Here is a 26510-nt window from a genome sequence, read left to right as displayed (position 1 = left end):
ATCAGCTCAACTCCGAGTCGATGAACCGGAAGATCTCTTCGTCGCTGGCGGTGCCGAGTGCTTCGCTGACCGATGCGCGGTCGCCGTCGGCGGGCGTGGCCAGCCGTCCGACCAGGCCCTGGAGGCGGGCGAGCGCCCGTCGGCGTTCGTCCTCGTCCGAGACGTCGGAGAGGACGCCGGCCAGCCGGTCCAGTTCCTCGTCCAGGGAGCCGACGGCCGCCGCCGGGGGCGCGGCGAGGTGGCGCAGGAGGTGGTCGGCGAGTGCGGCGGGGCTGGGGTGGTCGAACACGGCGGTGGCCGACAGCCGTACGCCGGTGGCCGTGCCGAGGCGGTTGCGCAGGTTGACGGCGGCGAGCGAGTCGAAGCCGAGCTCGGTGAAGGGGCGGCCGGTGGGCATCGCGTCCGGGTCGTCGTGGCCGAGGACGACGGCCGCTTCGCGGCGCACGAGGTCGGTCAGCGCGCGGTGTTGCTCGGCTTCGGGCAGTGCGGTGAGCCGCGCTGCCAGGGAGGAGGTGTCGGCACCGGGTTCGGCGGCGGCGTCGGCGGTGACGCCGTCGCGTACGTCGGGCAGGTCGCTCAGCAGAGGGCTGGGCCGGGCGGCGGTGAACGCGGGCGCGAAGGCGGTCCAGTCCACGTCGGCCACGGTCACCACGGGTTCGCCGTGCCGTACGGCGTCGGCCATCGCGGTGAGCGCCCGTTCGGGCGACAGTGCCAGGATGCCGCGGCGGCGCAGCTGTTCGCGGCGGGCGGGCCCGCCGGCGGCGTCCGCCGCGCCGAGCCCGACGCCCTCCCAGGGGCCCCAGGCCAGCGCGGTGGCCGGCAGCCCGAGGGCGTGCCGGTGGTGGGCGAGGGCGTCGAGGTAGGCGTTGGCCGCGGCGAACGCGCCCTGTTCACCGCCGCCCCAGGTGGCCGCGACGGACGAGAACAGGACGAACGCCTCCAGCTCGCCGGTGAGGCGGTGCAGGGTGGCCGCGCCGCGCACCTTGGCGTCGAGGGCGGCGGCGGCCCCGGCGAGGTCGAGGTCGGCCACGGGACCGGAGCGCAGGGTGCCGGCGGCGTGCACCACCGCGGTCAGTGGCGCGTCGGCCGGGATCGCGGCGAGCAGGGCGGCGAGTTCCTTCTCGTCGGCCGGGTCGCAGGTGCTCACGGTCACCGGGACGCCGAGGTCGTCGGGTGCGGTGGCGGAGGGGTCGTCGGTGGTCAGCACAAGGGCCCGGGCGCCGTGGGCGGCGAGCCACCGGGCGGCCGGCAGGCCCATCGGGCCGAGCCCGTCGGTGACGAGCACGGTGCCGCTGGGACGCCACGGCCCGACCGGGGTGCGCCCGGCCAGGGGGGCGCGGGCCAGCCGGGGGACGAGCAGGCCCGTGGCGCGCAGCGCGGCCTGGTCCTCGGTGCCGGCGAGCACCGCGGGCAGCCGGTCCAGGGTCCCGGCGAGCACTGCGGGCAGCCGGTCCAGGGTGGCGTCGGGCTCCTCCGGGAGGTCCGGGAGGTCGAGGATGCCGCCGTACAGCTTCGGGTGTTCCAGGGCGAGGGTGCGGCCCAGGCCCCAGAGGGTGGCCTGTTCGGGCCGGGGCAGGCGGTCGGCGGGGGTGGCGGCGACGGCTCCGCTGGTGACCAGCCAGAGCGTGGTGTCCGCGCCGGTGCGGACCACCGTGCGGACGAGGTCGAGGGTGGCGGCCAGTCCGGCGGGCACGGCGGGTTCGTCCGCCGGGTCGGCCGGAGTCAGGGCGAGCAGGGACACGACGGCGTCGGCGGTGCCGATCCCGGCGGCCGCCTCGTCCGGGCCGACGACGCGCGCTTCGGCGCCGGCGCGGGCCAGCGCGGCCGCGCAGTCGGCGGCCAGGGGCAGTCCTTCGGGGGCGACCACCAGCCACGTCCCGGTGAGGGGGGCGTCGTCGAGCTGTGCGGTGCGCCATCGGACCGTGTAGCGCAGGGCGTCGGCGGCGGCCGCCGCGTCCTGGGCGGCGCGCCAGGCGGTCAGCCCCGGCAGCACTTCGGCCAGGGGTGCGGCCGGTACGCCGAGCAGTTCGGCGAGTGCTCCGGGGTCCGTGGGGTCGGCGTCGTCGACCGCCGTCCAGAAGGCGCTGTCCCGGCCGGTGTCGCCGGTGTGTTCGGGGGCGGTCAGCCAGTAGTGCTGCCGCTGGAAGGGGTAGGTGGGCAGGTCCACCGGGGCGGGGCGGTCGTCGTCGAAGGCGGCGGACAGCCGCACCGGCACCCCGGCGACCTGCGCCTCGGCGACGGACAGCAGGAACCGGTCCGGGCCGCCGTCGTCGCGGCGCAGTGAGCCGACGACGGTCGCCCCGTCGAGCGTCTGGTCGATGCCGGGGACGAGCACGGGGTGGGGGCTGACCTCGATGAACGCGAGGTGTCCCTGGTCGGCGAGGGCGCGGACGGCTTCCTCGAAGCGGACGGTGTGGCGCAGGTTGCGGTACCAGTAGCCGGCGTCGAGGTCGTCCGGGGCGACCCAGTCGGCGACGACGGTGGAGAACATGGGGACGTCGGCCGCCCGGGGCCGTACCTCCGCCAGTACCTCCCGCAGGCGCGTCTCGATGCGCTCGACCTGCGGGGAGTGGGAGGCGTAGTCGACGGCGACGTGCCGGGTGCGGGCCCCGCGTGCGGCACAGTCGGCCAACAGCCTTTCCAGAGCTCCTGGTTCACCGGCGACGACGGTGGAGCCGGGTCCGTTGACCGCGGCGACGGTGACGTCTCCCGCGGCGGGCAGCAGGGCGCTCACCTCGTCGGCGGGGAGGGACACGGAGGCCATGCCGCCGTGGCCGGCGAGTTCCTCGGCGATCAGACTGCTGCGCGCGCAGACGACCTTGGCGGCGTCGCGCAGGGACAGCGCGCCCGCCACGCACGCGGCCGCGATCTCCCCCTGCGAATGACCCACCACCGCGTCCGGCTCCACCCCGAACGACCGCCACAACGCCGCCAACGACACCATCACCGCGAACGACACCGGCTGCACCACATCCACCCGCTCCAACGACGCAGCACCACCCACCCCCCGCACCACATCCAGCAACGACCACTCCGTGAACTCCCCCAACGCCGCCGCACACTCCGCCATCCGCGCCGCGAACACCGGCGAAGCACCCAGCAACTCCACCGCCATCCCCGCCCACTGCGCCCCCTGACCCGGGAACACGAACACCGTGCGGCCGGTGGAGCCGGCGGCTCCGGTGACGACATGCGGTGCGCTCTCGTCGGCGGCCAGCGCGGACAGTCCGCCGAGCAGGTGCGCGCGGTCGGCGGCGACCACCACGGCCCGGTGGGGCAGTTCGGCGCGTCCGGTGGCGAGGGCGGCGGCGGTCTCGACCGGACCGGTGTCCGGCGAGGCGGTGAGCCAGCGGTGCAGTTGCCGGGCCTGGGCGCGCAGCGCGGCCTCGGTGTTGCCGGACAGCGGCACCGGGACGAGGCGTGCGGGAACGGGGTCCGCCGGCGGTGCGGCCGGGGCCTGTTCGATGACGACGTGGGCGTTGGTACCGCTGATGCCGAAGGAGGAGACGGCGGCTCGGCGCGGCCGGCCGGTGTCCGGCCAGGGCCGGTCCTCGGTGAGCAGCCGCACCGCGCCCGACTCCCAGTCCACGTGCGGGGTGGGCTCGTCCACGTGCAGGGTGCGGGGCAGCACCCCGTGCCGCATCGCCTGGACGGCCTTGATCACGCCGGCCACGCCGGCCGCCGCCTGGGTGTGCCCGAGGTGGGACTTGACCGAGCCGAGCCACAGGGGGTCGCCCGCCCGTTCCTGGCCGTAGGTGGCCAGCAGGGCCTGCGCCTCGATCGGGTCGCCGAGCGCGGTGCCGGTGCCGTGGGCCTCGACCAGGTCGACGTCCGCCGGGGACAGCCCGGCCGCACGCAGCGCCGAGCGGATGACCCGTTCCTGGGAGGGACCGTTGGGGGCGGTGAGGCCGTTGGACGCGCCGTCCTGGTTCACCGCGGTCCCCCGGACCACGCCGAGGATGCGGTGCCCCTCGCGCCGGGCGTCGGAGAGGCGCTCCAGCACCAGCAGGCCCACGCCTTCGGACCAGACGGTGCCGTCCGCGTCGGCCGAGAAGGCCTTCACGCGGCCGTCGGCGGCCAGGCCGCGCTGGCGGGAGAACTCGATGAAGGTGCCGGGGGTGGCCATCACGGTGGCGCCGCCGGCGAGCGCGAGGGAGCACTCCCCGGCGCGCAGGGCCTGCGCCGCCAGGTGCAGGGTGACCAGGGAGGAGGAGCAGGCGGTGTCCACGGTGACCGCCGGGCCCCGCAGGCCGAAGGTGTAGGAGAGGCGGCCGGAGGCCACGCTGCCGGCGGTGCCGGCGCCGAGGTAGCCCTCGACGTCGCTCGGCGTGCTGGGCAGGCGGGTGGCGTAGTCGTGGTACATGACGCCGACGAACACGCCGGTGTCCGAGTCCCGCAGGGACAGCGGGTCCATCCCGGCCCGTTCCAGGGCCTCCCAGGAGGTCTCCAGCAGCAGCCGCTGCTGTGGGTCCATCGCGAGCGCCTCGCGCGGGGAGATCCCGAACAGCCCCGCGTCGAAGCGCGCCGCGTCGTGCAGGAAGCCGCCCGAGGTGAGGTAGGTGTGGCCGGCGCGGTCGGGGTCGGGGTCGTAGAGGCGCTCGGTGTCCCAGCCGCGGTCGGTGGGGAACGGGGACATGGCGTCGTCGCCGGCGGTGACCAGCCGCCACAGGTCCTCGGGGGACCGCACGGAGCCCGGGTAGCGGCAGGCCATGCCGACGATGGCGATCGGCTCGTCGGCCCGGCCGGCGCGGCGGGCTCCGGCGGGTGCGGCCGGGGCGGTGTCCGCGGTGAGCCGGCCGAGGAGGTATTCGGTGACGGCGTCGATGCTCGGGTGGTCGAAGGCCAGCGTGGCGGGCAGGTGGGCTCCTGTCCGCGCCGCCAGCCGGTTGCGCAGTTCCACGGAGGTCAGCGAGTCGAAGCCGAGGTCGGTGAAGGCGCGCCGGTCCCCGAGGGAGGCGGGGCCGGTGTGGCCGAGGGTGGCGGCCACGGCGGTGCGCACGGTGTCGAGGACCAGGCGGCGTCGGGCGGCGTCGTCGAGGCCGGCGAGCGCGGTCTGGAGCGCGCCGGTGCCGGTGGGACGTGCCGGGACGCGGACCAGGCCCCGCAGCACCGGGGCCGGGGGCACGGTGCGGGCCTGGGCCCGCAGGGCGGCCAGGTCCAGGCGGACCGGCACGGCCAGGGGGGCCGCGCCGTGGACGGCGGCGTCGAACAGTCGCGTGCCCTCCTCGGGGGTGAGCGGCACCACGCCGAGCCGCTCGATGCGGCGCCGGGCGGTGTCGTCCGCGGCGTCGCCCATGCCGCCGGTGCCGGCCCACAGGCCCCAGGCCAGGGACACGGCGGGCAGGGCGGCCGCTCGGCGGCGGACGGCGAGTGCGTCGAGGACGGCGTTGGCGGCGGCGTAGTTGCTCTGGCCGGGGCTGCCGAGGATGCCGGCGGCCGAGGAGTACAGGACGAAGGCGGCGAGGTCGTGTTCTCGGGTGAGTTCGTCCAGGTGCAGGGCTGCTTCGGCCTTGGGTCGCAGGACGTGGTCGACGCGCTGGGGGGTCTGGGCGGTGAGCATGCCGTCGTCCAGGACACCGGCGGTGTGCACCACCGCGGTGAGCGGGTGCGCGTCCGGTACGGCGGCCAGCAGCGCGGCGAGCGCCTCACGGTCGGCGACGTCGCAGGCGGCGACCTCGGCGGTGGCGCCGAGCCGGGCGAGGTCGGCGACCAGGTCGGCGGCGCCCGGCGCGTCCGGGCCGCGGCGGGCGACGAGGAGCAGGTGCCGGACCCCGTGTTCGGCGACCAGGTGGCGGGCCAGCGTCGAGCCGAGCGCGCCCGTGCCGCCGGTGATCAGGACGGTGCCTTCGGGGTCCCAGGCCGCGGGCTCCGCGGCGTCGGTTCGCGTCAGCCGGGGGACGAGCACCTCGCCCCGGCGGACGGCCAGTTGGGGTTCGCCGGTGGCCAGGGCGACGGAGTCGGGCACGGTGCCGTCGCTGTCCAGCAGGACGACGCGGCCCGGGCTCTCCGACTGGGCCGACCGGGCCAGTCCCCAGACCGCGGCGGCACCGAGGTCGTCGCCGTCCACGGCGCCGTGGGTGCGCAGGACGAGCGTGCGGTCGGCGAGTCGTTCGTCGGCCAGGAAGGCGCGCAGGAGGGCCAGCGCCCGGTGGACGGCCGCGGAGATGCCGGCGGGGCCGTCGGGGCCGCCGGTGCCGTCCGGAGGGAACGCGGCCAGCAGGCGTTCCGCGGGTTCCGTGATCGCGTCGAGGTCGAGGTCGGGGCCGAGTTCCGTGGGGGGCGCCCCGTCGGTGTCGGCGGCGACCGGTGTCCAGTCAAGGGTGTACAGGGCGTCGGTGCCGGGCGTCGTGCCGCGCAGGTCCGCCGGGACGGGACGCATGACGAGGCGGTCCACGGTGAGGACCGGGGTGCCGTGCTCGTCGTGGGTGGTGACGGTGAGGCCGCCGTCGTGGGGAGTGAGGCGCGCCCGCAGGGTCCGTCCGGCGCTCTGGTGGACGGTGACGCCGGTGAAGGCGAAGGGGAGGCTGGCCGTGTCCCCCGCCGCGTCACCGGCGAGGGCGTGCAGGGTGGCGTCCAGGAGCGCCGGGTGGACGCCGAAGCCTCGTGGGTCGGCGGCGTCGGGGAGTTCCGCCTCGGCGAAGACTTCGGTGCCGGCCGGGGTGTCCCGCCGCCATGCGGCGCGCAGGCCGCGGAAGACCGGGCCGTAGTCGAGGCCGCGGTCGGCCAGCAGGTCGTACAGGTCGGCCGGTTGCGCCGGTTCGGCCCCGTCGGGGGGCCAGGCGGCCGGTGCCGGTGCGGGAGCCGTGCCGGTGTGCGGTTCGAGGACACCGGTGGCGTGCCGGACCCACGGCACGTCGTCGGCGCCCGTGTCGGTCCGGGAGTGCAGGGTCACTTCCCGGCGTCCGGTGTCGTCGGGCGTGGCGACGACGAGCTGCACCGCGGTGGCACCGCGTTCGGGCAGCGCGAGGGGGGTGTCCATGACGAGTTCGGCGATCCGGTCGCAGCCCAGCTCCGCCCCGGCGCGGGCGGCCAGTTCGACCAGCGCGGTGCTGGGGACGACGGTCCGGCCGGCGACGGTGTGATCGGCCAGCCAGGGGTGGGTGGAGGTGGACAGTCGGCCGGTGAACAGGACGCCGGTGCCGTCGGCGAGGGCGACGGCCGCGCCGAGCAGGGGGTGCCGCACGGGGTCGAGTCCGGCCGCGCCGGCCCCGGTGCCCGCCTCGCCGGTCATCCAGAACCGGCGTGCCTGGAAGGGGTAGACGGGCAGGGGGACCGGTCCGGGCGCACGTCCTTCGGTGACCTTCGCCCAGTCGGGGGACCTGCCGTGCACGTGGAGCCGGGCCACCGTGTCGAGGACGGCCGGCACCTCGTCCCGGCCGTCGCGGAGGGTCGGCAGCACGACGGGCTCCGGACCGGGCGCGTCCGGACCGGCACCGTCCGGACCGGCACCGTCCGGAACGGCGCCGTCCGGAACGGACGTCGGCTCCGGCAGGCAGTCGCGGACCATCGCGGTCAGCGCCGCGGACGGACCGGCCTCGACGAACGCGGTGACATCCGCAGCGGCCAGTGCGCGGACGGCGGGCAGGAACCGTACGGCGTCGCGGACGTTGGCGACCCAGTGCTCCGGATCGGTGATCTCCTCGTCCGTCAGCGGTGCGCCGGTCACCGTGGACACGACGGGCAGGTGCGGCGCGGTGAACGTGATGCCGGAGACGACCTCCCGGTACTCGTCGAGGATGCCGTCGACGTGCGGGGAGTGCGGCGCCATCGTCACCCGCAGCCGTCGGGTGCGGCGGCCCCGCTCGCGCCAATGCGCGGCGATCCCCTCGGCCGCGTCGGCGTCGCCGGAAACCACTACGGCGCGGGGGCCGTTGACCGCGGCCAGCCGTACCCGCCCGGTGTGCTCGGCGAGCTGGGGGGCGAGCTCCGCCTCGGTCGCCTCGACGGCCACCATCGCGCCCCCGGGCGTGGCACGTGCCATCAGCCGGCCCCGGGCGGTCACCAGGCGTGCGGCGTCCCCGAGGGTGAGCGCTCCGGCGACGTGGGCGGCGACGATCTCGCCGACCGAGTGACCGGCCACCAGGTCCGGCACCACGCCCCAGCTCTCGAGGAGCCGGGTCAGGGCGACCTCGACGGCGAACAGCGCGGCCTGGGTGAAGTCGGTGCGTTCCAGGAGGTCGGCCTCGGGGGTGCCCTCGGCCGCGAACAGGACCTCGCGCACCGGCCGGGGCAGGTGCGGGTCGAGGGCGGCGCACACCGTGTCGAACGCCGCGGCGTAGGCGGGGAACTCCGCGATGAGGGCGCGGCCCGCGCCGGGGCGCTGGGATCCCTGGCCGGGAAACAGGAAGGCGAGCTTGCCCGCGTCCGGGGCGAACCCGGTGATCGCGTCGGCGGCGCCCGGGTCGCCCCCGGCCAGGGCGGCCAGGCCGGCGGACGGCTCGCCCGGCACCAGGGCGCGGTACGGGTGTGCGGTGCGGGTGGTCAGCAGCGCGGTCGCGAGGGCGTCCGGCGGGAGGTCCGGGTGCTCGCGCAGGTGGGTCAGCAGCCGGGCCGCTTGGGCGCTCAGCGCCGGCCGGGTGCGGGCCGACACCACGACCGGCAGGGGCAGCGGCGGTCCCGCCTCGGTCTGCGTCACCGCTTCGTCGGGGGCCTGCTCGATGACGACGTGGGCGTTGGTGCCGCTGACACCGAAGGACGACACCGCCGCACGGCGCGGCCGACCGGTCTCCGGCCAGGGACGCGCCTCACCCAGCAGCGACACCGCACCCGAGGACCAATCCACATGCGGAGACGGCTCCTCCACGTGCAACGTCCGCGGCAACACCCCCTCCCCCAGCGCCAGCACCGTCTTGATGATCCCCGCCACACCCGAAGCCGCCTGCGTATGACCGATGTTCGACTTCACCGAACCCAGCCACAACGGCTCACCCTCCCGATCCCGCCCATACGTCGCCAGCAACGCCTGCGCCTCGATCGGATCACCCAGCGTCGTCCCCGTACCATGCGCCTCCACCACGTCCACGTCCCGCGCCGACACCCCCGCCGCCGCCAACGCGGCACGGATCACCCGCTGTTGGGAGGGACCGTTGGGCGCCGTGAGCCCGTTCGAGGCACCGTCGGAGTTGACGGCGGAGCCCCGCACGACGGCGAGGACGCGGTGACCGTTGCGGCGGGCGTCGGACAGCCGCTCCACCAGGAGCATGCCGACGCCTTCCGACCACGAGGTGCCGTCCGCGGCGGCGGAGAAGGACTTGCAGCGGCCGTCGGCCGCCAGTCCGCGCTGCCGGGAGAACTCGACGAACAGTCCCGGGGTCGCCATCACGGTCGCGCCGCCCGCCAGCGCCAGGTCGCACTCGCCGTTGCGCAGGGCCTGTGCGGCCAGGTGCAGGGCGACCAGGGAGGACGAGCAGGCCGTGTCCACGGTCAGGGCGGGCCCTTCGAGGCCGAAGGTGTAGGCGAGCCGTCCGGAGGCGACGCTGGCGGCGCTGCCGGTCAGCCGGTACCCCTCCACGCCCTCGGCCGCGTGGTGCAGCATCGGGCCGTAGTCCTGGCGCATGACGCCGACGAACACGCCGGTCCGGCTGCCGCGCACGGCCGTCGGGTCCAGGCCGGCCCGCTCGAAGGTCTCCCAGGTGGTCTCCAGCAGCAGCCGCTGCTGCGGGTCCGTGGCGAGGGCCTCGCGCGGGTTGATGCCGAAGAACTCGGCGTCGAAGTCGGCGGCGTCCTTCAGGAAACCGCCGTGCCGGGTGTACGAGGTGCCCGGCCGGTCGGGGTCGGGGTCGAAGAGGGTGTCCAGGTCCCAGCCCCGGTCGGTGGGGAACTCGCTGATGCCGTCCCCGCCGTCGAGCAGGAACCGCCACAGTTGTTCGGGCGAGCGGATGCCGGCCGGGAAGCGGCAGGCCATGCCGACGATCGCGACGGGTTCGTCGGTGCCGGCCGGAGCGTGCCCCGCCGCTGATACCTCGGCCGTCTCCGGCTCGTCGGGCTCCTCGGTCAGGTACGCGGCCAGCGCGGCCGGGGTCGGGTAGTCGAAGACCAGGGTGGCGGGCAGGCCCACGCCGGTGGCCGCGGCGAGCCGGTTGCGCAGCTCCACGGCGGACAGCGAGTCCACTCCGAGCGCACGGAACTCGGCATCGGGGTCGACGGCCGCGGCGCCGGTGTGTCCGAGCACGGCGGCGGCCTCGGTACGCACCAGGGACAGTGCCTGCTCGGACGTCAGCCGCGCCGGCGCGGAGGCGGGAGCACGCCCGGCCGCCGCCCTGCGCCGGGGTGCGGGTGCCAGGGTGCGCAGCAGCGGGGGGAGCAGTGCCGGGTCAGCGGTGCGCAGCCGCACCTTGGCGGGCAGGAGCACCGGTTCGTCGAGCGCCAGGGCGGCGTCGAACAGGGCCAGCGCCTCCTCGGCGGACAGGGCCTGTACGCCCGCGCGGGCCATCCTGGCCAGGTCCGACGGGGACAGGTCGCCGGTGATGCCGCTGGGCGGCGCCCACAGGCCCCACGCCAGGGACTGGGCCGGCAGTCCGGCGGCGCGGCGCCGGGCCGCCAGCGCGTCCAGGCAGGCGTTGGCGGCCGCGTACGGGGCCTGGCCGGGTCCGCCGAGGGTGCCGGTGGCGGAGGAGAAGAACACGAACGCGGCCAGGTCGTGCCCGCGGGTGAGCTCGTCCAGGTGGAGTGCGGCGTCCACCTTCGGCCGCAGCACCGCGGACAGCCGCTCGGGCGTCTGGGCCGTGAACAGTGCGTCGTCGGTGACGCCGGCCGCGTGGACCACGGCGGTGAGCGGGTGCGCGGCGGGGAGGCAGGCGAGGAGCGCGGCCAGCGCGTCGCGGTCGGACGCGTCGCAGGCGGCGATCGTGACGTCGGCGCCGAGACCGGCGAGGTCGGCTGCCAGGTCTGCCGCACCGGGGGCGTCGGACCCGCGCCGGCCGGTGAGGAGCAGGTGCCGTACGCCGTGCTCGCGCACCAGGTGCCGGGCGACGAGGGCGCCGAGCGTGCCGGTGCCACCGGTGATCAGGACGGTGCCCTCGGGGTCGGTCCTGCGGGGCAGGGCGAGCACGAGTTTCCCGGTGTGCCGTGCCTGGCTGAGGTGGCGGAACGCGTCGGCGGCGCGGGCGACGGGCCACACGGACGGCACGGGGACGGTCAGCGCCCCCGTGGCGAACAGCTCCAGCACCTCGGCGAGCAGCTCCCGCATCTCGGACGGCGGGACCTGCATCAGGTCGAACGGCTGGTAGCGGAGGCCGGGGAACCCGTCCGGGTCCCGCAGGTCGGTCTTGCCCATCTCCAGGAACCGGCCGCCCGGCCGCAGCAGTGCGGCGGAGGCGTCGACGAACTCCCCGGACAGCGAGTTGAGCACCACGTCGACCTGCCCGAACCGGGTCGCGAACGCGGTGTCCCGGGAGGAGGCGATGTGCGCGTCGTCGAGCCCGAGGTCGCGCAGGACCTGCCACTTGCCGGGGCTGGCGGTGCCGTAGACCTCGGCGCCGAGGTGCCGGGCCAGCTGGACGGCGGCCGTACCGACGCCGCCGGCCGCGGAGTGGACCAGTACCGCCTGGCCCTCCCGCAGTCCGGCGAGGCGGACCAGGCCGAGGTACGCGGTGAGGTGGGCGATCGGTACGGCGGCCGCCTGCTCGAAGCTCCAGCCGTCCGGTACCGGCGCGACGGCGGCGCGGTCGGCCACCGCGACGGGGGCGAAGGCGTCGGGGAACAGGCCCAGCACGGGGGTGCCCGGCGCCAGGTCGGTGACGTCGTCGGCCACTTCGGTCACGACGCCGGCCCCTTCCCCGCCGAGGGCCGCCTCGCCGGGATACATGCCGAGGGCGATCAGCACGTCGCGGAAGTTGAGGCCGGCCGCGCGCACCGCGATGCGCACCTGGCCCGCCGCCAGGGGTGCGTTCGCGGCCGGTGCGGGCACCGGGGCGAGGTGGTCGAGGGTCCCGGGGCGGGTGACGGCGAGCCGCCAGTTCCCGTCGGCGGGCGGAGCCGGCTCCGGTCGCACCAGACGCGGGACGAGGAGAACGCCTCGGCGCACCGCCGTCTGCGGGTGTCCCGCGTCCGCGACGGCGACGAGGGCGCGCCGGGACTCGCCGGTCCGGTCGGTGTCGGCCAGCAGGATGCGGTCGGGCTGTTCGGCCTGGGCGGCGCGCAGCAGCCCCCACACGGCCGCGCCGCCCGGATCGGCGGGCTGGTCGTCCGGGCCGGTGCTGACGGCGCCGCTGGTGACCACCAGCAGCCGGGCGGGCGCCGCGGTGGCGGCCAGCCAGTCCTGCACCTGGCGGAGCACGGCCGCGGTCACCTGGTGCACCGGTTCACCGGCCGGGACCGCCAGCACGGTGGTCGCCGCGGTGGCGGAGCCGTCGGCGGCCAGTCCGACACCGGCGGCGCGCAGGTCGGCCGTCAGGTCGGTGGGCAGTGTCCCGAGGACCGCCCACGTTCCGGCAACGGGGTCGGCGGCTGCGGGAGCGGCGCCCCAGTCGAGCCGGAACAGGGAGTCGTGCGGCACGCGGACGGCGGCCGAGCCCCCCGCCGGGCGCAACGCGAGGGACGCCACGGAGGCCACGGGGGCGCCGGTGGTGTCGAACAGGTCCAGCGCGACTGTGCCGTCGCCCGTGGGGACCAGACGCACCCGCGCGGCGGCCGGACCGGTGGCGTGCAGCCGAATTCCGGACCAGGAGAACGGGAGCCGGGCGCCCCCGGTGGTGCCGGTGAGCGACAGGGCGTGCAGGGCGGCGTCGAGCAGCGCGGGGTGAACGCCGAACTCATGTGCCTGAAGCGGCAGTTCCTTGGGGAGGGATATCTCGGCGAAGACCTCCTCGCCCCGCTGCCAGGCCGCGCGCAGGCCCTGGAACGCCGGGCCGTACTCCAGGCCGAGGGCGGCGAGGTCGCCGTACACGGTGTCCACGCTCAGTGGCGTGGCGTTCCGCGGGGGCCAGTCCTCCTCCGTCCCGACCGGCTCGGCCGGAGCGGTGGTGAGCACGCCGGTGGCGTGCAGGGTCCACGACTCGTCCGGGGACGCGTCGTCGGCCCGGGAGTGGATCTCCAGGGTGCGGCGCCCCGACCCGTCGGCTTCGTGGACGGCCAGTTGCAGGCGTACGGCGGTGGTGTCGGTGAGCGTCAACGGCGCCTGCAGGACGAGTTCCGCCACGTGGTCGCAGCCGACCCGGTCGGCGGCCTGGAGGGCCAGTTCCGCGAACGCGGCGCCCGGCAGCAGGACGTCGCCCGCGACACGGTGGTCGGCGAGCCAGGGCAGCGACGCGACCGCCAGCCGGCCGGTGAGCAGGTAGCCGTCGGAGCCGGCCAGCGGGGTGGCCGCGCCGAGCAGGGGGGTGCCGGCGGGCAGCAGGCCGAGGGCGCCGATGTCGCCGTTGGAGGCCGGTCGCAGCCAGTAGCGTTGGCGCCGGAAGGCGGTGGTGGGCAGGTCCACGTGCGCGGCCGACGGCAGATATGCCGCCCAGTCCACCGAACCGCCCGCCACGTGGAAACGGGCCAGCCCTTCCGCGAGTTCCCGCGCCTGGGGTCGCCCACGACGCTGCAACGCTACGAACGACACGGTCGCGTCGTCCGGGACGCACCCGGCGCCAGCGGCGGTCAGCGCGCTGTCGGGGCCCATCTCCACGAACCGGGTCACACCCTGACGCCAGGCATGTCCGACCGCGTCAGCGAAGCGCACCGTCTCACGCACGTTGCGCACCCAGTACTCCACCGAGTCCGCGCCCGCGCCCACCTCGACCGACGAGACGAATCTCAAATGCGGACGGCCGAACTCGATCCCCGTGATCGCCTGACGGAAACGCTCCAGCACCGGCTCCACCAAGGGCGAGTGAAAGGCGTGACTTACCCGCAACTGCTTGTGTCGCCAGCCCCGTTCGCCCGCCACGACCTCCACCGCACCCACCGCCTGGGCGTCCCCCGACACCACCACCGACGACGCACCATTGACCGCCGCCACCCCTGCAACGCCCTCCACACCCTGGAGTACCTCACCCACCTCACGCTCCGAGGCACCCACCGCCAGCATCGCCCCACCCGACGGCAACTCCCCCATCAACACCGCCCGCGCAGCCACCAACCGCACCGCATCCTCCAGCGACAACAACCCCGCCACATGAGCCGCCGCCACCTCCCCCACCGAATGACCCACCACGAACTCCGGCACCACACCGAACGACTCCACCAACCGGAACAACGCCACCTCGAACGCGAACAACCCACACTGGGCGACCACCGTCCCGTCGACAGCGTCGCCGCCGCTCAACACCACCTCACGCAGCCCGAAGCCCAGCCGCTCCTCCAAACGCCCGCACACCTCACCGAACACCTCACCGAACAGCGGGAACGCCTCCGCCAGCTCACCCCCCATCCCCGACCACTGCGACCCCTGACCCGAGAACAAGAACCCGGTCAGCCCCCCACGGCCGGCCACACCCCGGATCCCGCCCCCATCCGCCAACTCCTCCAGTCCAACGAGCAATTCAGCCCGGTCGTCGGCCACCACCGCACCCCGGCACTCCAACGCGGCCCGCCCCACCCCAGCAGCCCGCGCCACCCCCACCACCGACACATCCACATCACCCGCGACGAACTCACCCAACCGACCCGCAGCAACCCCCAACCCGGCCTCGTCCCGCCCCGACACCACCACCGGCACCGGTACCGCCGGGTCAACAACCGCCTCGGCAAGCGGCACCTCCTCCCCCACCGGCGCCTGCTCCAGCACCACGTGCGCGTTCGTGCCGCTCACACCGAACGCCGACACCCCCGCCCGCCGGACATCCGTGCCGGGCCACTCGACCGGTTCCGTGAGGAGGGCCAGGGCGCCGTCGGTCCAGTCGACGTGCGGGGTCGGTTCCTCCGCGTGCAGCGTGCGCGGCAGCACGCCGTGCCGCATGGCCTGCACCATCTTGATCACGCCGGCCACGCCCGCCGCGGCCTGGGTGTGCCCGAGGTTGGACTTGACCGACCCCAGCCACAGGGGCCGTTCGCGACCCGTGCCGTACGCCGCGAGCAGGGCCTGCGCCTCGACGGGGTCGCCCAGCGAGGTGCCGGTGCCGTGCGCCTCCACGGCGTCGACGTCGGACGGGGAGAGGGCGGCGTCGGTCAGGGCTTCGAGGATCACCTGGCGCTGGGCGCGGCCGTTGGGCGCGGTCAGGCCGTTGGAGGCGCCGTCCTGGTTCACCGCCGAACCCCGGATCACGGCGAGCACCCGGTGGCCGTTGCGCCGGGCGTCCGACAGCCGCTCCAGTGCGAGCATCCCGACGCCCTCGGACCACCCCGTGCCGTCGGCGGCGGCGGAGAACGCCTTGCACCGGCCGTCGGCGGCCAGGCCCCCGAGCCGGTCGAACTCGACGTACGTTCCGGGGGTGGACATGATGGTCACGCCGCCGGCCAGGGCGAGGGAGGTCTCCCCGTTGCGCAGCGACTGCACGGCGAGGTGCAGGGTGACCAGGGACGACGAGCAAGCCGTGTCCACGGTGACGGCGGGGCCCTCCAGGCCGAAGGTGTAGGCGACCCGGCCCGTGGCGATGCTGGCGGCGTTCCCGTTGCCGATGAAGCCGTGCAGTTCCTCGGGAACGGTGTCCATCAGCGTGGCGTAGTCGTGGTACATCACACCGGCGAACACACCGGTGCGGCTGCCGCGCACCGACAGCGGATCGATCCCGGCCCGCTCCAGCGCCTCCCACGACGTCTCCAACAGCAACCGCTGCTGCGGATCCATCGCCAACGCCTCACGCGGCGAGATCCCGAAGAACCCCGGATCGAAGTCAGCCGCACCCGAGACGAACCCGCCCAACCCCACCGGCAGCCCGGCCAGGTCCCAGCCCCGGTCCTGCGGGAACGCGGTGATCCCGTCCCGGCCCTCGGCCACCAGGGTCCACAGGTCCTCGGGCGAGCCCACTCCGCCCGGGAAACGGCACGCCATGCCCACGATCGCGATCGGCTCGCGCCGGGCCTGTTCCACTTCGGCGAGCCGGTGCCGGGCGCTCTGGGCCTCGGCCAGCGCACGCCGGAGGTATTCCCGGAGCTTGTCCTCGTCAGCCACGCGGATTCCTTTCCTGCTGCTGGTCGATGCCGAGGTCGTCCACGAGGGTGAACAGTTCGTCGTCGGAGGCCGACGACAGGTCCGTTTCCGGTGTCGCGCCGGTCGGTGCGTCGCCGCCGTACTTGGACAGCAGTGCGGTGAGCCGCATGCGCAGCTCGGTGCGGTCCACGGTGTCCGGGGCGGCATCGGTGAGGGCCACTTCCAGCTGGTCGAGCCCGGCGCTCACGGAGACACCGACGGTGCCGTCGGTGTCGGGCAGGCACGCGGACAGGTGTGCCGCGAGGGCCGCCGGGGTCGGGTGCTCGAACACGACGGCGGCGGGCAGCCGGACGCCGGTCCGTGCGGCAAGGCGGTTGCGCAGTTCCACCGCGGCCAGGGAATCGACGCCGAGTTCGGCGAAGGTGCGGTGGCCGAGGACGGCGTCCGGTGAGTCGTGGGCGAGTACGGCCGCCGCCTCGGCGCGCACCAGGGCCAGCAGGGCCTCCTCCCGTTCCGGTCCGGACACCGAGGTGAAGGAGGTGTCGACCGCCGGTGCGCCGGGGGCCGGGGCGGGGGCGCCCCGGACCAGGCCCCGGAGCACCGCCGGCACCGGGCCCGCCGCCCTGACGGCCGCCCGGTCGAGGCGCATCGGGGCGAGCACCGGCTCGTCGCTGGTCCGCGCCAGGTCGAACAGCTCCAGCGCCTCGGAGGTGGCCAGGGGCCGCAACCCGGTGCGGGCGATGCGCGCGCGGTCGGCGTCGGTGAGATGCGCGGTGATGCCGCTGGTCTCCTCCCACAGCCCCCAGGCGAGGGAGACGGCCGGGAGACCGGCGGCCCGGCGCCGGCGGGCCAGTGCGTCGAGGGCGGCATTGGCCGCCGCGTAGGCGCCCTGTCCGGGCGAGCCGAGGAGTCCGGCAGCGGAGGAGAACAGCACGAAGTCGGTCAGTTCCCTGTCCCGGGTCAGTTCGTCGAGCCAGCGGGCGCCGAGCACCTTCGGGGCCAGCACCGCGGTGAGTCGTTCCTGGCTCAGGGCGGTGACCACGCCGTCGTCCACGCCGCCCGCCGCGTGCACCACGGCGGTGACCGGGTGCTCCTCCAGCAGGGCGGCCACGGCGTCCCGGTCCGTCACATCGCAGGCGACGATCCGGGTGTCGGCGCCGAGCCGGGCGAGTTCGTCGGCCAGGGCGGCGGCGCCGGGGGTGTCCGGTCCCCGGCGCCCGGTGAGCACCAGTTCCCGCACGCCGCAGTCGGCCGCCAGGTGGCGGGCCAGGGCGGCGCCGAGCGTCCCGAGGCCGCCGGTGACCAGCACCGGGCCGGTGAACGGGCGAGCGGTGTCGCGGCGCTCGGGGAGGGCGGACAGGGCGAGGGGCGTCAGCCGCGGGACGAGCGGTACACCGTCGCGCACGACCACCTGCCCGCCTGGCACGTTCCAGACCGCGGCGGGGATCGCGGCGGGGATGCGGGTGTCCGGCTCAGCCGGCGCACGGTCGTGCGTGCCGTCCTCGTGCGTGTCGGTGGCGTCCTCGTGCGCGTGCGTGCCGGCCTCAACGTCGAGGTCCTCGACGTCCGGGTCCTCGACGTCGACGAGCAGGAAGCGGTCCGGGTGTTCCTGCTGCGCCGAGCGCACGAGGCCCCACACGGCGGACGCGGCCGGGTCGCGCCGCGCGTTCCGGGTGCGCAGCGCCAGCCGACTGCCGGCGAAGCGGTCCCCCGCCAGCCAGGCCTGCACCGCGTCCAGCGCCCGGCCGGCCGCGACGGCTGGATCGTCCTCGGGACGGTCCAGCAGCACCACCACCGCGGGCGGTTCCCGATCGGCCAGTTCGGCCACAGAGGCCAGTTCGGCCAGGTCCGCGCACGTCACCACGGCCGGTTCCGGGTCGGCCGAGGGGGTGGCGGGCACCAGTTCCTCGGCGAACAGCGTTTCTTGCTGACCCAGTTGGGCTGCCGTCACCGGTCGTACGACGAGGCCGTCCACGACACCGATCGGTGCCCCTTCCGGGTCGGTGAGGTCGAGGCGGGCCGACCCGGCGGCCAGGGGGGAAAGGCGCACCCTGAGCGCGGACACGCCGGTCCGGGACACCGCCAGCCCGTTCCACACGAAGGGGAGCAGGGCGCGGTCGTCCGGGGTCCCGTCCAGGTAGCGCAGGGCGTGCAACGCCGCGTCCAGCAGGGCCGGGTGCAAGTGGTACCGGCCGCCGCTGCCGATGAGGTCCGGCAGAGCGATCTCGGCGAAGACCTCCTCACCGCGCCGCCAGGCCGCGCGCAGGCCCCGGAACGCCGGGCCGTACTCCAGCCCGGCGGCGGCGAAGTCCGCGTACGCCGTACCGACGTCGATCGGGGTCGCGTCGAGTGGCGGCCAAGCGGCCGCTGCGCCCCGGGGGGTCGCCGTCACGGGGCCGAGCACGGCGCGGGCGCACGTGTTCCACGGGGCGGTCTCCCCCGTCGGCCGGGCGTGGACGGTCAGGGGCCTTTCTCCCGCCGCGCCGGGCGCGCCGACGCGCAGTTGTACCTCGACCGAGTTGTCCTCCGGCAGCAACAGAGGTGTCTGGAGGGTCAGTTCGACGACGCCGGCGAGTCCGGCCTCCGCCGCGGCGTGCAGGGCGAGTTCCGCGAACACGCTGCCGGGTACCAGGGTCGAACCGAGTACGGTGTGGTCCGCCAGCCAGGCCTGGGACCGGGTGTCCAGTCGCCCGGACAGCAGGAACCCGTCCTCCTCGGCCAACTCCACGGTGGCGTCCAGCAGCGGGTGCCCGCCGCGGTGCGTCGGCGCCGAGTCGGTGTGCAGCCAGTAGCGTTGGTGCCGGAAGGCGGTGGTGGGGAGGTCCACGTGCCCGGCCGGCGGCAGATACGCCGCCCAGTCCACCGACCCGCCCGCCACGTGGAAACGGGCCAGGCCCTCCGCCAGCGCCCGCACCTGCGGCCGCTCACGACGCTGCAACGCAACGAACGACACAGCCGCGTCCGCGTCCTGCGGGACACAATCCGCGCCCGCCGCCGTCAGCGCACCGTCCGGGCCCATCTCCACGAACCGGGTCACGCCCTGACGCCAGGCATGTCCGACCGCGTCAGCGAAGCGCACCGTCTCACGCACGTTGCGCACCCAGTACTCCACCGAGTCCGCACCCGCACCCACCTCGACCGACGACACGAACCCCAAACGCGGACGGCCGAACTCGATCCCCGTGATCGCCTCACGGAACCGCTCCAGCACCGGCTCCACCAAGGGCGAATGAAACGCGTGACTCACCCGCAACCGCCGATGCCGCCAGCCCCGCTCGGCCGCCACGACCTCCACCGCACCCACCGCTTGGGCGTCCCCCGACACCACCACCGACGACGCACCATTGACCGCCGCCACCCCCACCACGCCCGACACCGCTCGGAGCACCTCACCCACCTCGTCCTCCGAGGCACCCACCGCCAGCATCGCCCCACCCGACGGCAACTCCCCCATCAATACCGCCCGCGCAGCCACCAACCGCACCGCATCCTCCAGCGACAACAACCCCGCCACATGAGCCGCCGCCACCTCCCCCACCGAATGACCCACCACAAACTCCGGCACCACACCGAACGACTCCACCAACCGGAACAACGCCACCTCGAACGCGAACAACCCGCACTGCGCTATCACCGTCCCGTCCACGGCTTCGCCGCCGCTCAACACCACCTCACGCAGCCCGAAACCCAGCCGCTCCTCCAACCGCCCGCACACCTCACCGAACACCTCACCGAACAGCGGGAACGCCTCCGCCAGCTCACCCCCCATCCCCGACCACTGCGACCCCTGACCCGAGAACAAGAACCCCGTCAGCCCGCCACGGTCGGCAGTGCCGCGGATCCCGCCCCCACCAGCCAACTCCTTCAGTCCCGCCAGCAGTTCAGCTCGGTCTGTCGCCACTACCGCACCCCGGCACTCCAACGCAGCCCGCCCCACCCCAGCAGCCCGCGCCACCCCCACCACCGACACACCCACATCACCCGCAACGAACTCACCCAACCGACCCGCAGCAACCCCCAACCCGGCCTCGTCCCGCCCCGACACCACCACCGGCACCGGCACCGGCACCGGAGGACTCACCTCGGGCTGCGTCACCGCTTCGTCGGGGGCCTGCTCGATGACGACGTGGGCGTTGGTGCCGCTCACACCGAAGGACGACACCGCCGCACGCCGCGGCCGACCGGTCTCCGGCCAGGGACGCGCCTCACCCAGCAGCGACACCGCACCCGAGGACCAGTCCACATGCGCAGACGGCTCGTCCACGTGCAACGTCCGCGGCAACACCCCCTCCCCCAGCGCCAGCACCGTCTTGATGATCCCCGCCACACCCGAAGCCGCCTGCGTATGACCGATGTTCGACTTCACCGAACCCAGCCACAACGGCTCACCCTCCCGATCCCGCCCATACGTCGCCAGCAACGCCTGCGCCTCGATCGGATCACCCAGCGTCGTCCCCGTACCATGCGCCTCCACCACGTCCACGTCCCGCGCCGACACCCCCGCCGCCGCCAACGCAGCACGGATCACCCGCTCCTGCGCCGGTCCGTTCGGTGCGGTCAGGCCGTTGGAGGCGCCGTCCTGGTTCACCGCCGAACCCCGGACGACGGCCAGCACCCGGTGTCCGTTGCGCCGCGCGTCCGACAGCCGCTCCAGGACCAGCACGCCGACTCCCTCGGACCAGCCGGTACCGTCCGCGCCGGCGGAGAAGGACTTGCAGCGGCCGTCGGCCGCGAGACCGCCCTGCCGGTCGAACTCGCGGAACGGCGTGGGGCTGGACATGATCGTGACCCCGCCCGCCAGCGCCAGGGCGGACTCTCCCGAGCGCAGCGACTGTGCCGCCAGGTGCAGGGCCACGAGCGAGGACGAGCAGGCCGTGTCCACGGTCATCGCCGGCCCGGTGAGACCCAGGACGTAGGCGACCCGGCCCGTGGCGACACTGCCCAGGTTGCCGTTGCCGACGTACCCTTCCAGCTCCTGCGGGACGTGCGTGAGACGGGTCGCGTAGTCGTGGTACATCACTCCGGCGAACACACCGGTGCGGCTGCCGCGCACCGACAGCGGATCGATCCCGGCCCGCTCCAGCGCCTCCCACGACGTCTCCAACAGCAACCGCTGCTGCGGATCCATCGCCAACGCCTCACGCGGCGAGATCCCGAAGAACCCCGGATCGAAGTCAGCCGCACCCGAGACGAACCCGCCCAACCCCACCGGCAGCCCGGCCAGGTCCCAGCCCCGGTCCTGCGGGAACGCGGTGATCCCGTCCCGGCCCTCGGCCACCAGGGTCCACAGGTCCTCGGGCGAAGCCACCCCGCCCGGGAAACGGCACGCCATCCCCACGATCGCGACCGGCTCGTCGGGGGTGACGGCGACCACCGCAGTGCTCGCCGCGCGCTCGGGCTCCGCGCTCGGCTCGCCGGCCTGGGCGAGCACGAAGTCGGCGAGCGCGGCCGGGGTCGGGTGGTCGAAGACGAGGGTCGAGGGAAGGCGCAGCCCGGTGGCGGTGCCGAGCTGGTTGCGCAGTTCCAGCGCGGTCAGCGAGTCGAAGCCGAGGTCGGTGAAGGTCCGCTCGGCGTCGATCTGCGTGGCCGAGGCCAGGTCCAGCACGCCGGCCGCCCGGCCGCGGACCAGGTCGAGGGCGACGCGTCGACGGTCGGTGGCGGGCAGTGCGCGCAGCCGGTCGGCCCAGCCGGAGCGCCGCTGTGTACGGCGGCCTTGGCGGACCAGGCCGGCGAAGACGGGGGGCAGCGGGTCGAGGCGGTGCAGGGCGGCGGTGTCCAGCCGTACGGGCACCACGGCCGCCTCGTCCGACCCGACCGCCGTGTCGAGGAGGTCCAGGGCCTCCTCCGTGGGAAGGGCTGCGATGCCGCCGCGGGCGATGCGCGCGCGGTCGGCGTCGGTGAGGTGCGCGGTGATGCCGCTGGTCTCCTCCCACAGCCCCCAGGCCAGCGAGACGGCCGGGAGACCGGCGGCCCGGCGGTCGCGGGCCACCGATTCGAGGACGGCGTTGGCGGCGGAGTAGGCGGCCTGTCCGGCGTTCCCGAGGACGGCCGAGGCGGAGGAGAACAGCACGAAGCGGTTGAGTTCGCGGTCGCGGGTCAGTTCGTCCAGCCAGCGCGCGCCGAGCACCTTGGGTGCCATCACGGCGCGCAGCCGTTCCTCGTCCAGATCGGTGATCAGGGCGTCGTCGACGACCCCGGCGGCGTGCACGACCGCTGTCACCGGGTGGTCGGCCAGCAGCGCCGCCACCGCCTGCCGGTCCGCGACGTCGCAGGCCACCACCGTGACGTCGGTGCCCTGGGCGCGCAGTTCGGCGCTCAGGTCCGTCAGCGAGGGGGCTTCGGCACCGCGTCGGGACGCCAGTACGAGCCGCCGGACGTGGTGCCGGGCGACCAGGTGCCGGGCCACCAGCCGGCCCAGGGTGCCGGCGGCTCCGGTGATCAGGACGGTGTCCTCGGCGGACCAGGGCGCCTCGACGGCCGTACCGGTGGCACGAGCGAGCCGCGGCACGAGCACGCGTCCTTCGCGCAGGGCGAGTTGGGGTTCCCCGGTGCTCAGGGCCCGGGTCAGTTCCGCGTCCGTGGCGGCGGCACCGAGGGTGTCCAGCAGGACGAAGCGGTCGGGCCACTCGGCCTGCGCCGACCGCACCAGGCCCCACACGGCCGCGCCGGACGGATCGGGCGTCTCGTCGTCGGCGGCGGCCACCGCACCCTCGGTGACCACGACCAGCCGCGCGTCCATGGCGTCGTCCTCACCGAGCCGTTCGCGCAGCCGCTCCAGCACCGCGGCGGTGCACTCGGCGACGGGGAGGCAGGGAACGCGGAAGAACGTGCCGGTGCTCGGACCGCCCTCGTGGCGGGTGGGCACGGGCGTCCAGTCGAGCCGGTGGAGCGAGCTCCGTCGTACGGGGCGCAGCTCGCCCGTGAGGGCGCGCAGCACCAGTCGTTCGACGGTGGCCACCGGGGTGCCCAGGGAGTCCGCGAGGTCGACGCGGATCGCGTCCTCCCCGACCGGGGCGAGGCGGACCCGCAGCTCCGAGGTGCCCGGGGCGTACGTACGGACGCCGTGGAAGGCGAACGGCAGCCGCAGTCCGTGGTGGTCGTCCACGCCGAGGGCGTGCAGGGCGGCGTCCATCAGCGCCGGGTGCATCCCGAACTCCTGCGCCCGGCCGCGCTCGTGATCGGTCAGGGCGACCTCGGCGAAGATCTCCTCGCCGCGCCGCCAGGCCGCGCGCAGGCCCTGGAACGCCGGGCCGTACTCCAGCCCGGTCCCGGCCAGACGCGGGTAGAGGTCGTCCAGGTCGACGGCCTCGGCGGCGGCCGGGGGCCACTGCACGAGTTCCGCGACCGTGCCGCCCCCGGCGCCCGGCGTGTCGTCCGTGTCCTCGACCAGGACGCCCGTGGCGTGCCGGGTCCACGGTGACCCGGGCTCCTCCGGCCGGGTGTGCACCTCGACGCTACGGCGCCCCGCGGTGTCGGGTTCGCCGACGACGACGCGCAGGGCGGTGTCGCCCTCGGCGGGCAACGTCAGGGGCACTTCGAGGATCAGCTCCTCCACGCGCAGGTCGCCGATGAGTTCGCCGGCGCGCCGGGCGAGTTCGAGGAACGCGGTGCCGGGCAGTACGGCCGCGCCGGTGACCCGGTGGTCGGCGATCCAGGGCTGGCCCCGCAGCCCGATCCGCCCGGTGAGCACGGAATCGAGCTCGCCCGGCATCGGGACCAGCGCGCCGAGCAGGGGGTGCCTGACGGGTACGGCGCCCAGCACGGCGGGGTCGGTCGGTTCGGTGGAGTCCAGCCAGTAGCGTTGGTGCCGGAAGGCGGTGGTGGGCAGGTCCACGTGCCCGGCCGGCGGCAGACACGCCGCCCAGTCCACCGACCCGCCCGCCACGTGGAACCGCGCCAGGCCCTCTGCCAGTGCCCGTGCCTGCGGCCGCTCGCGACGCTGCAACGCCACGAACGACACCCCCGCGTCATCCGGGACACCATCCGCACCCGCAGCGGTCAGCGCACTGTCGGGGCCTATCTCCACGAAACGCGTCACGCCCTGCCGCCACGCATGCCCGACCGCATCGGCGAAGCGCACCGTCTGCCGCACATTGCGCACCCAGTACTCCACCGAGTCCGCAGCCGCACCCACCTCGACCGAGGAGACGAAACCCAACCGGGGGCGGCCGAACTCGATCTCCGTGATCGCCTCTCGGAAGCGGTCCAACACCGGCTCCATCAACGGCGAATGAAAGGCGTGACTCACCCGCAACCGCCTGTGCCGCCAGCCCCGCTCAGCCGCCGCCACCTGCACCTCACCGACCGCCTGGGCGTCCCCCGACACCACCACCGACGACGCACCATTGACCGCCGCCACCCCTATAACACCCTCCAGACCCTGGAGCACCTCGCCGATCTCTGCCTCCGGGGCACCCACCGCCAGCATCGCCCCACCCGACGGCAAGTCCCCCATCAACACCGCGCGCGCCGACACCAACCGCACCGCATCCTCCAGCGACAACAACCCCGCCACATGAGCCGCCGCCACCTCCCCCACCGAATGACCCACCACAAACTCCGGCACCACACCGAACGACTCCACCAACCGGAACAACGCCACCTCGAACGCGAACAACCCGCACTGCGCTATCACCGTCCCGTCCACGGCTTCGCCGCCGCTCAACACCACCTCACGCAGCCCGAAACCCAGCCGCTCCTCCAACCGCCCGCACACCTCACCGAACACCTCACCGAACAGCGGGAACGCCCGCGCCAGCTCACCCCCCATCCCCGACCACTGCGAGCCCTGACCCGAGAACAAGAACCCGGTCAGCCCGCCACGGCCGGCAGTGCCGCGGATCCCGTCCCCGGCTGCCAACTCCTCCAAGCCCGCCAGCAGTTCATCGCGGTCCGCGGCCACCACCGCGCCCCGGCACTCCAATGCGGCACGACCCACCCCCGCAGCACGCGCCACCCCCACCACCGACACACCCACATCAGCCGACACGAAGGCACCCAGCCGACCGGCCGCAACGCCCAACCCGGCCTCGTCCCGCCCCGACACCACCACCGGCACCGGTACCGGTACCGCCGGGTCAACGACCGCCTCGGCAACCGGCGCCTCCTCCCCCGCCGGCGCCTCCTCCAACACCACGTGCGCATTCGTGCCGCTGATGCCGAAGGAGGAGACCGCGGCGCGGCGCGGCCGTTCGCCGCTCGGCCAGGGGGTCGCCTCCGTCGAGAGCAGGAGGGCGCCGGAGGACCAGTCGATGTGCGGGGAAGGGGTCTCCGCGTGCAGCGTCTTGGGCACGGTCCCGTGGCGCAGGGCGAGCACGGACTTGATGACGCCGGCCACTCCGGCGGCCGCGAGGGTGTGGCCGATGTTGGACTTCACCGTGCCCAGGCGCAGCGGCCGTTCGCGGTGGACGCCGTAGGTGGCCAGCAGTGCCTGGGCCTCGATCGGATCGCCGAGCGAGGTGCCGGTGCCGTGCGCCTCGACGACGTCGATGTCGGCGGGGGTGAGGCCCGCGTTCGTCAGCGCCGCCCGGATGACCCGTTGCTGGGAGGGGCCGTTGGGCGCGGTCAGGCCGTTGGAGGCGCCGTCCTGGTTCACCGCCGAACCCCGGACGACGGCCAGCACACGGTGCCCGTTGCGCCGCGCGTCCGACAGCCGCTCCAGGACCAGCACGCCGACTCCCTCGGCCATGCCCATGCCGTCCGCGGCGGCGGAGAACGCCTTGCACCGGCCGTCCGCCGCCAGCACGCGCTGCCTGCTGAACTCCACCAGCGGGCCGGGGCCGGCCAGGACGGTGGCGCCGCCCGTCAGCGCGAGCGAGGACTCGCCGTTGCGCAGCGACTGCACGGCCAGGTGCAGGGTGACCAGGGAGGTGGAACACGCCGTGTCCACGGTGACGGCGGGGCCTTCGAGGCCGAGGGTGTAGGAGATGCGGCCCGACAGCACGCTGGGGACCACACCGGTGACGAGGTGGCCCTCGACGCTCGTCGGGGCGTGCGCGAGCCGGGTTCCGTACTCCTGGTGGTTCTGGCCGACGAACACGCCGGTGCGGCTGCCGCGCAGTGACAGCGGATCGATCCCGGCGCGTTCCAGCGCCTCCCACGACGTCTCCAGCAGCAGCCGCTGCTGCGGGTCCATCGCCAGCGCCTCACGCGGTGAGATGCCGAAGAAGGCGGGGTCGAAGGCGGCGGGGTCGTCGAGGAACCCGCCGCGCCGTACGTAGAGGTGGCCGGAGCGCTCGGGGTCGGGGTCGTAGAGGGCGTCGACGTCCCAGCCGCGGTCGGTGGGGAGGTCGCCCGTGACGTCGCGGCCCTCGGCGAGCACCTGCCACAGGTCCTCCGGTGAGCGCACCCCGCCGGGGAGGCGACAGGCCATGCCGACGATCGCGATGGGCTCGGTGCGGGCCCGTTCCGCCTTCTCCAGGCGGCGGTTGGCCTTGCGCAGGTCGTTCATGACCCGCTTGAGGTAACCCCTGAGCTTTTCTTCCTCGGACATCTCCAG

General features: G+C 74.9%; 2 protein-coding genes. Both read right to left on the bottom strand.

All coding sequences use genetic code 11. The annotated features are described in order from the left end of the window. Window position 1: 1 nt before the first annotated feature. Window positions 2-16033 (bottom strand): type I polyketide synthase, encoded by a 16032-nt coding sequence (locus E4U91_RS35350; RefSeq protein ID WP_137310571.1) that lies wholly within the window; start codon window positions 16031-16033, stop codon window positions 2-4. Then, window positions 16026-26510 carry an SDR family NAD(P)-dependent oxidoreductase gene (locus E4U91_RS35345; protein ID WP_422070946.1) on the bottom strand — a complete coding sequence of 3495 codons (10485 nt, stop codon included), beginning with the start codon at window positions 26508-26510 and terminating at the stop codon, window positions 16026-16028. Before E4U91_RS35345 ends, E4U91_RS35350 begins: the two co-directional genes overlap by 8 nt.

It is taken from the genome of Streptomyces lasalocidi (assembly GCF_005280215.1).
GTDB classification, from domain to species: domain Bacteria; phylum Actinomycetota; class Actinomycetes; order Streptomycetales; family Streptomycetaceae; genus Streptomyces; species Streptomyces longwoodensis.
The sequence above is the reverse complement of the archived record's forward strand: the minus strand, read 5'-3'. Positions and strand labels throughout refer to the sequence as shown.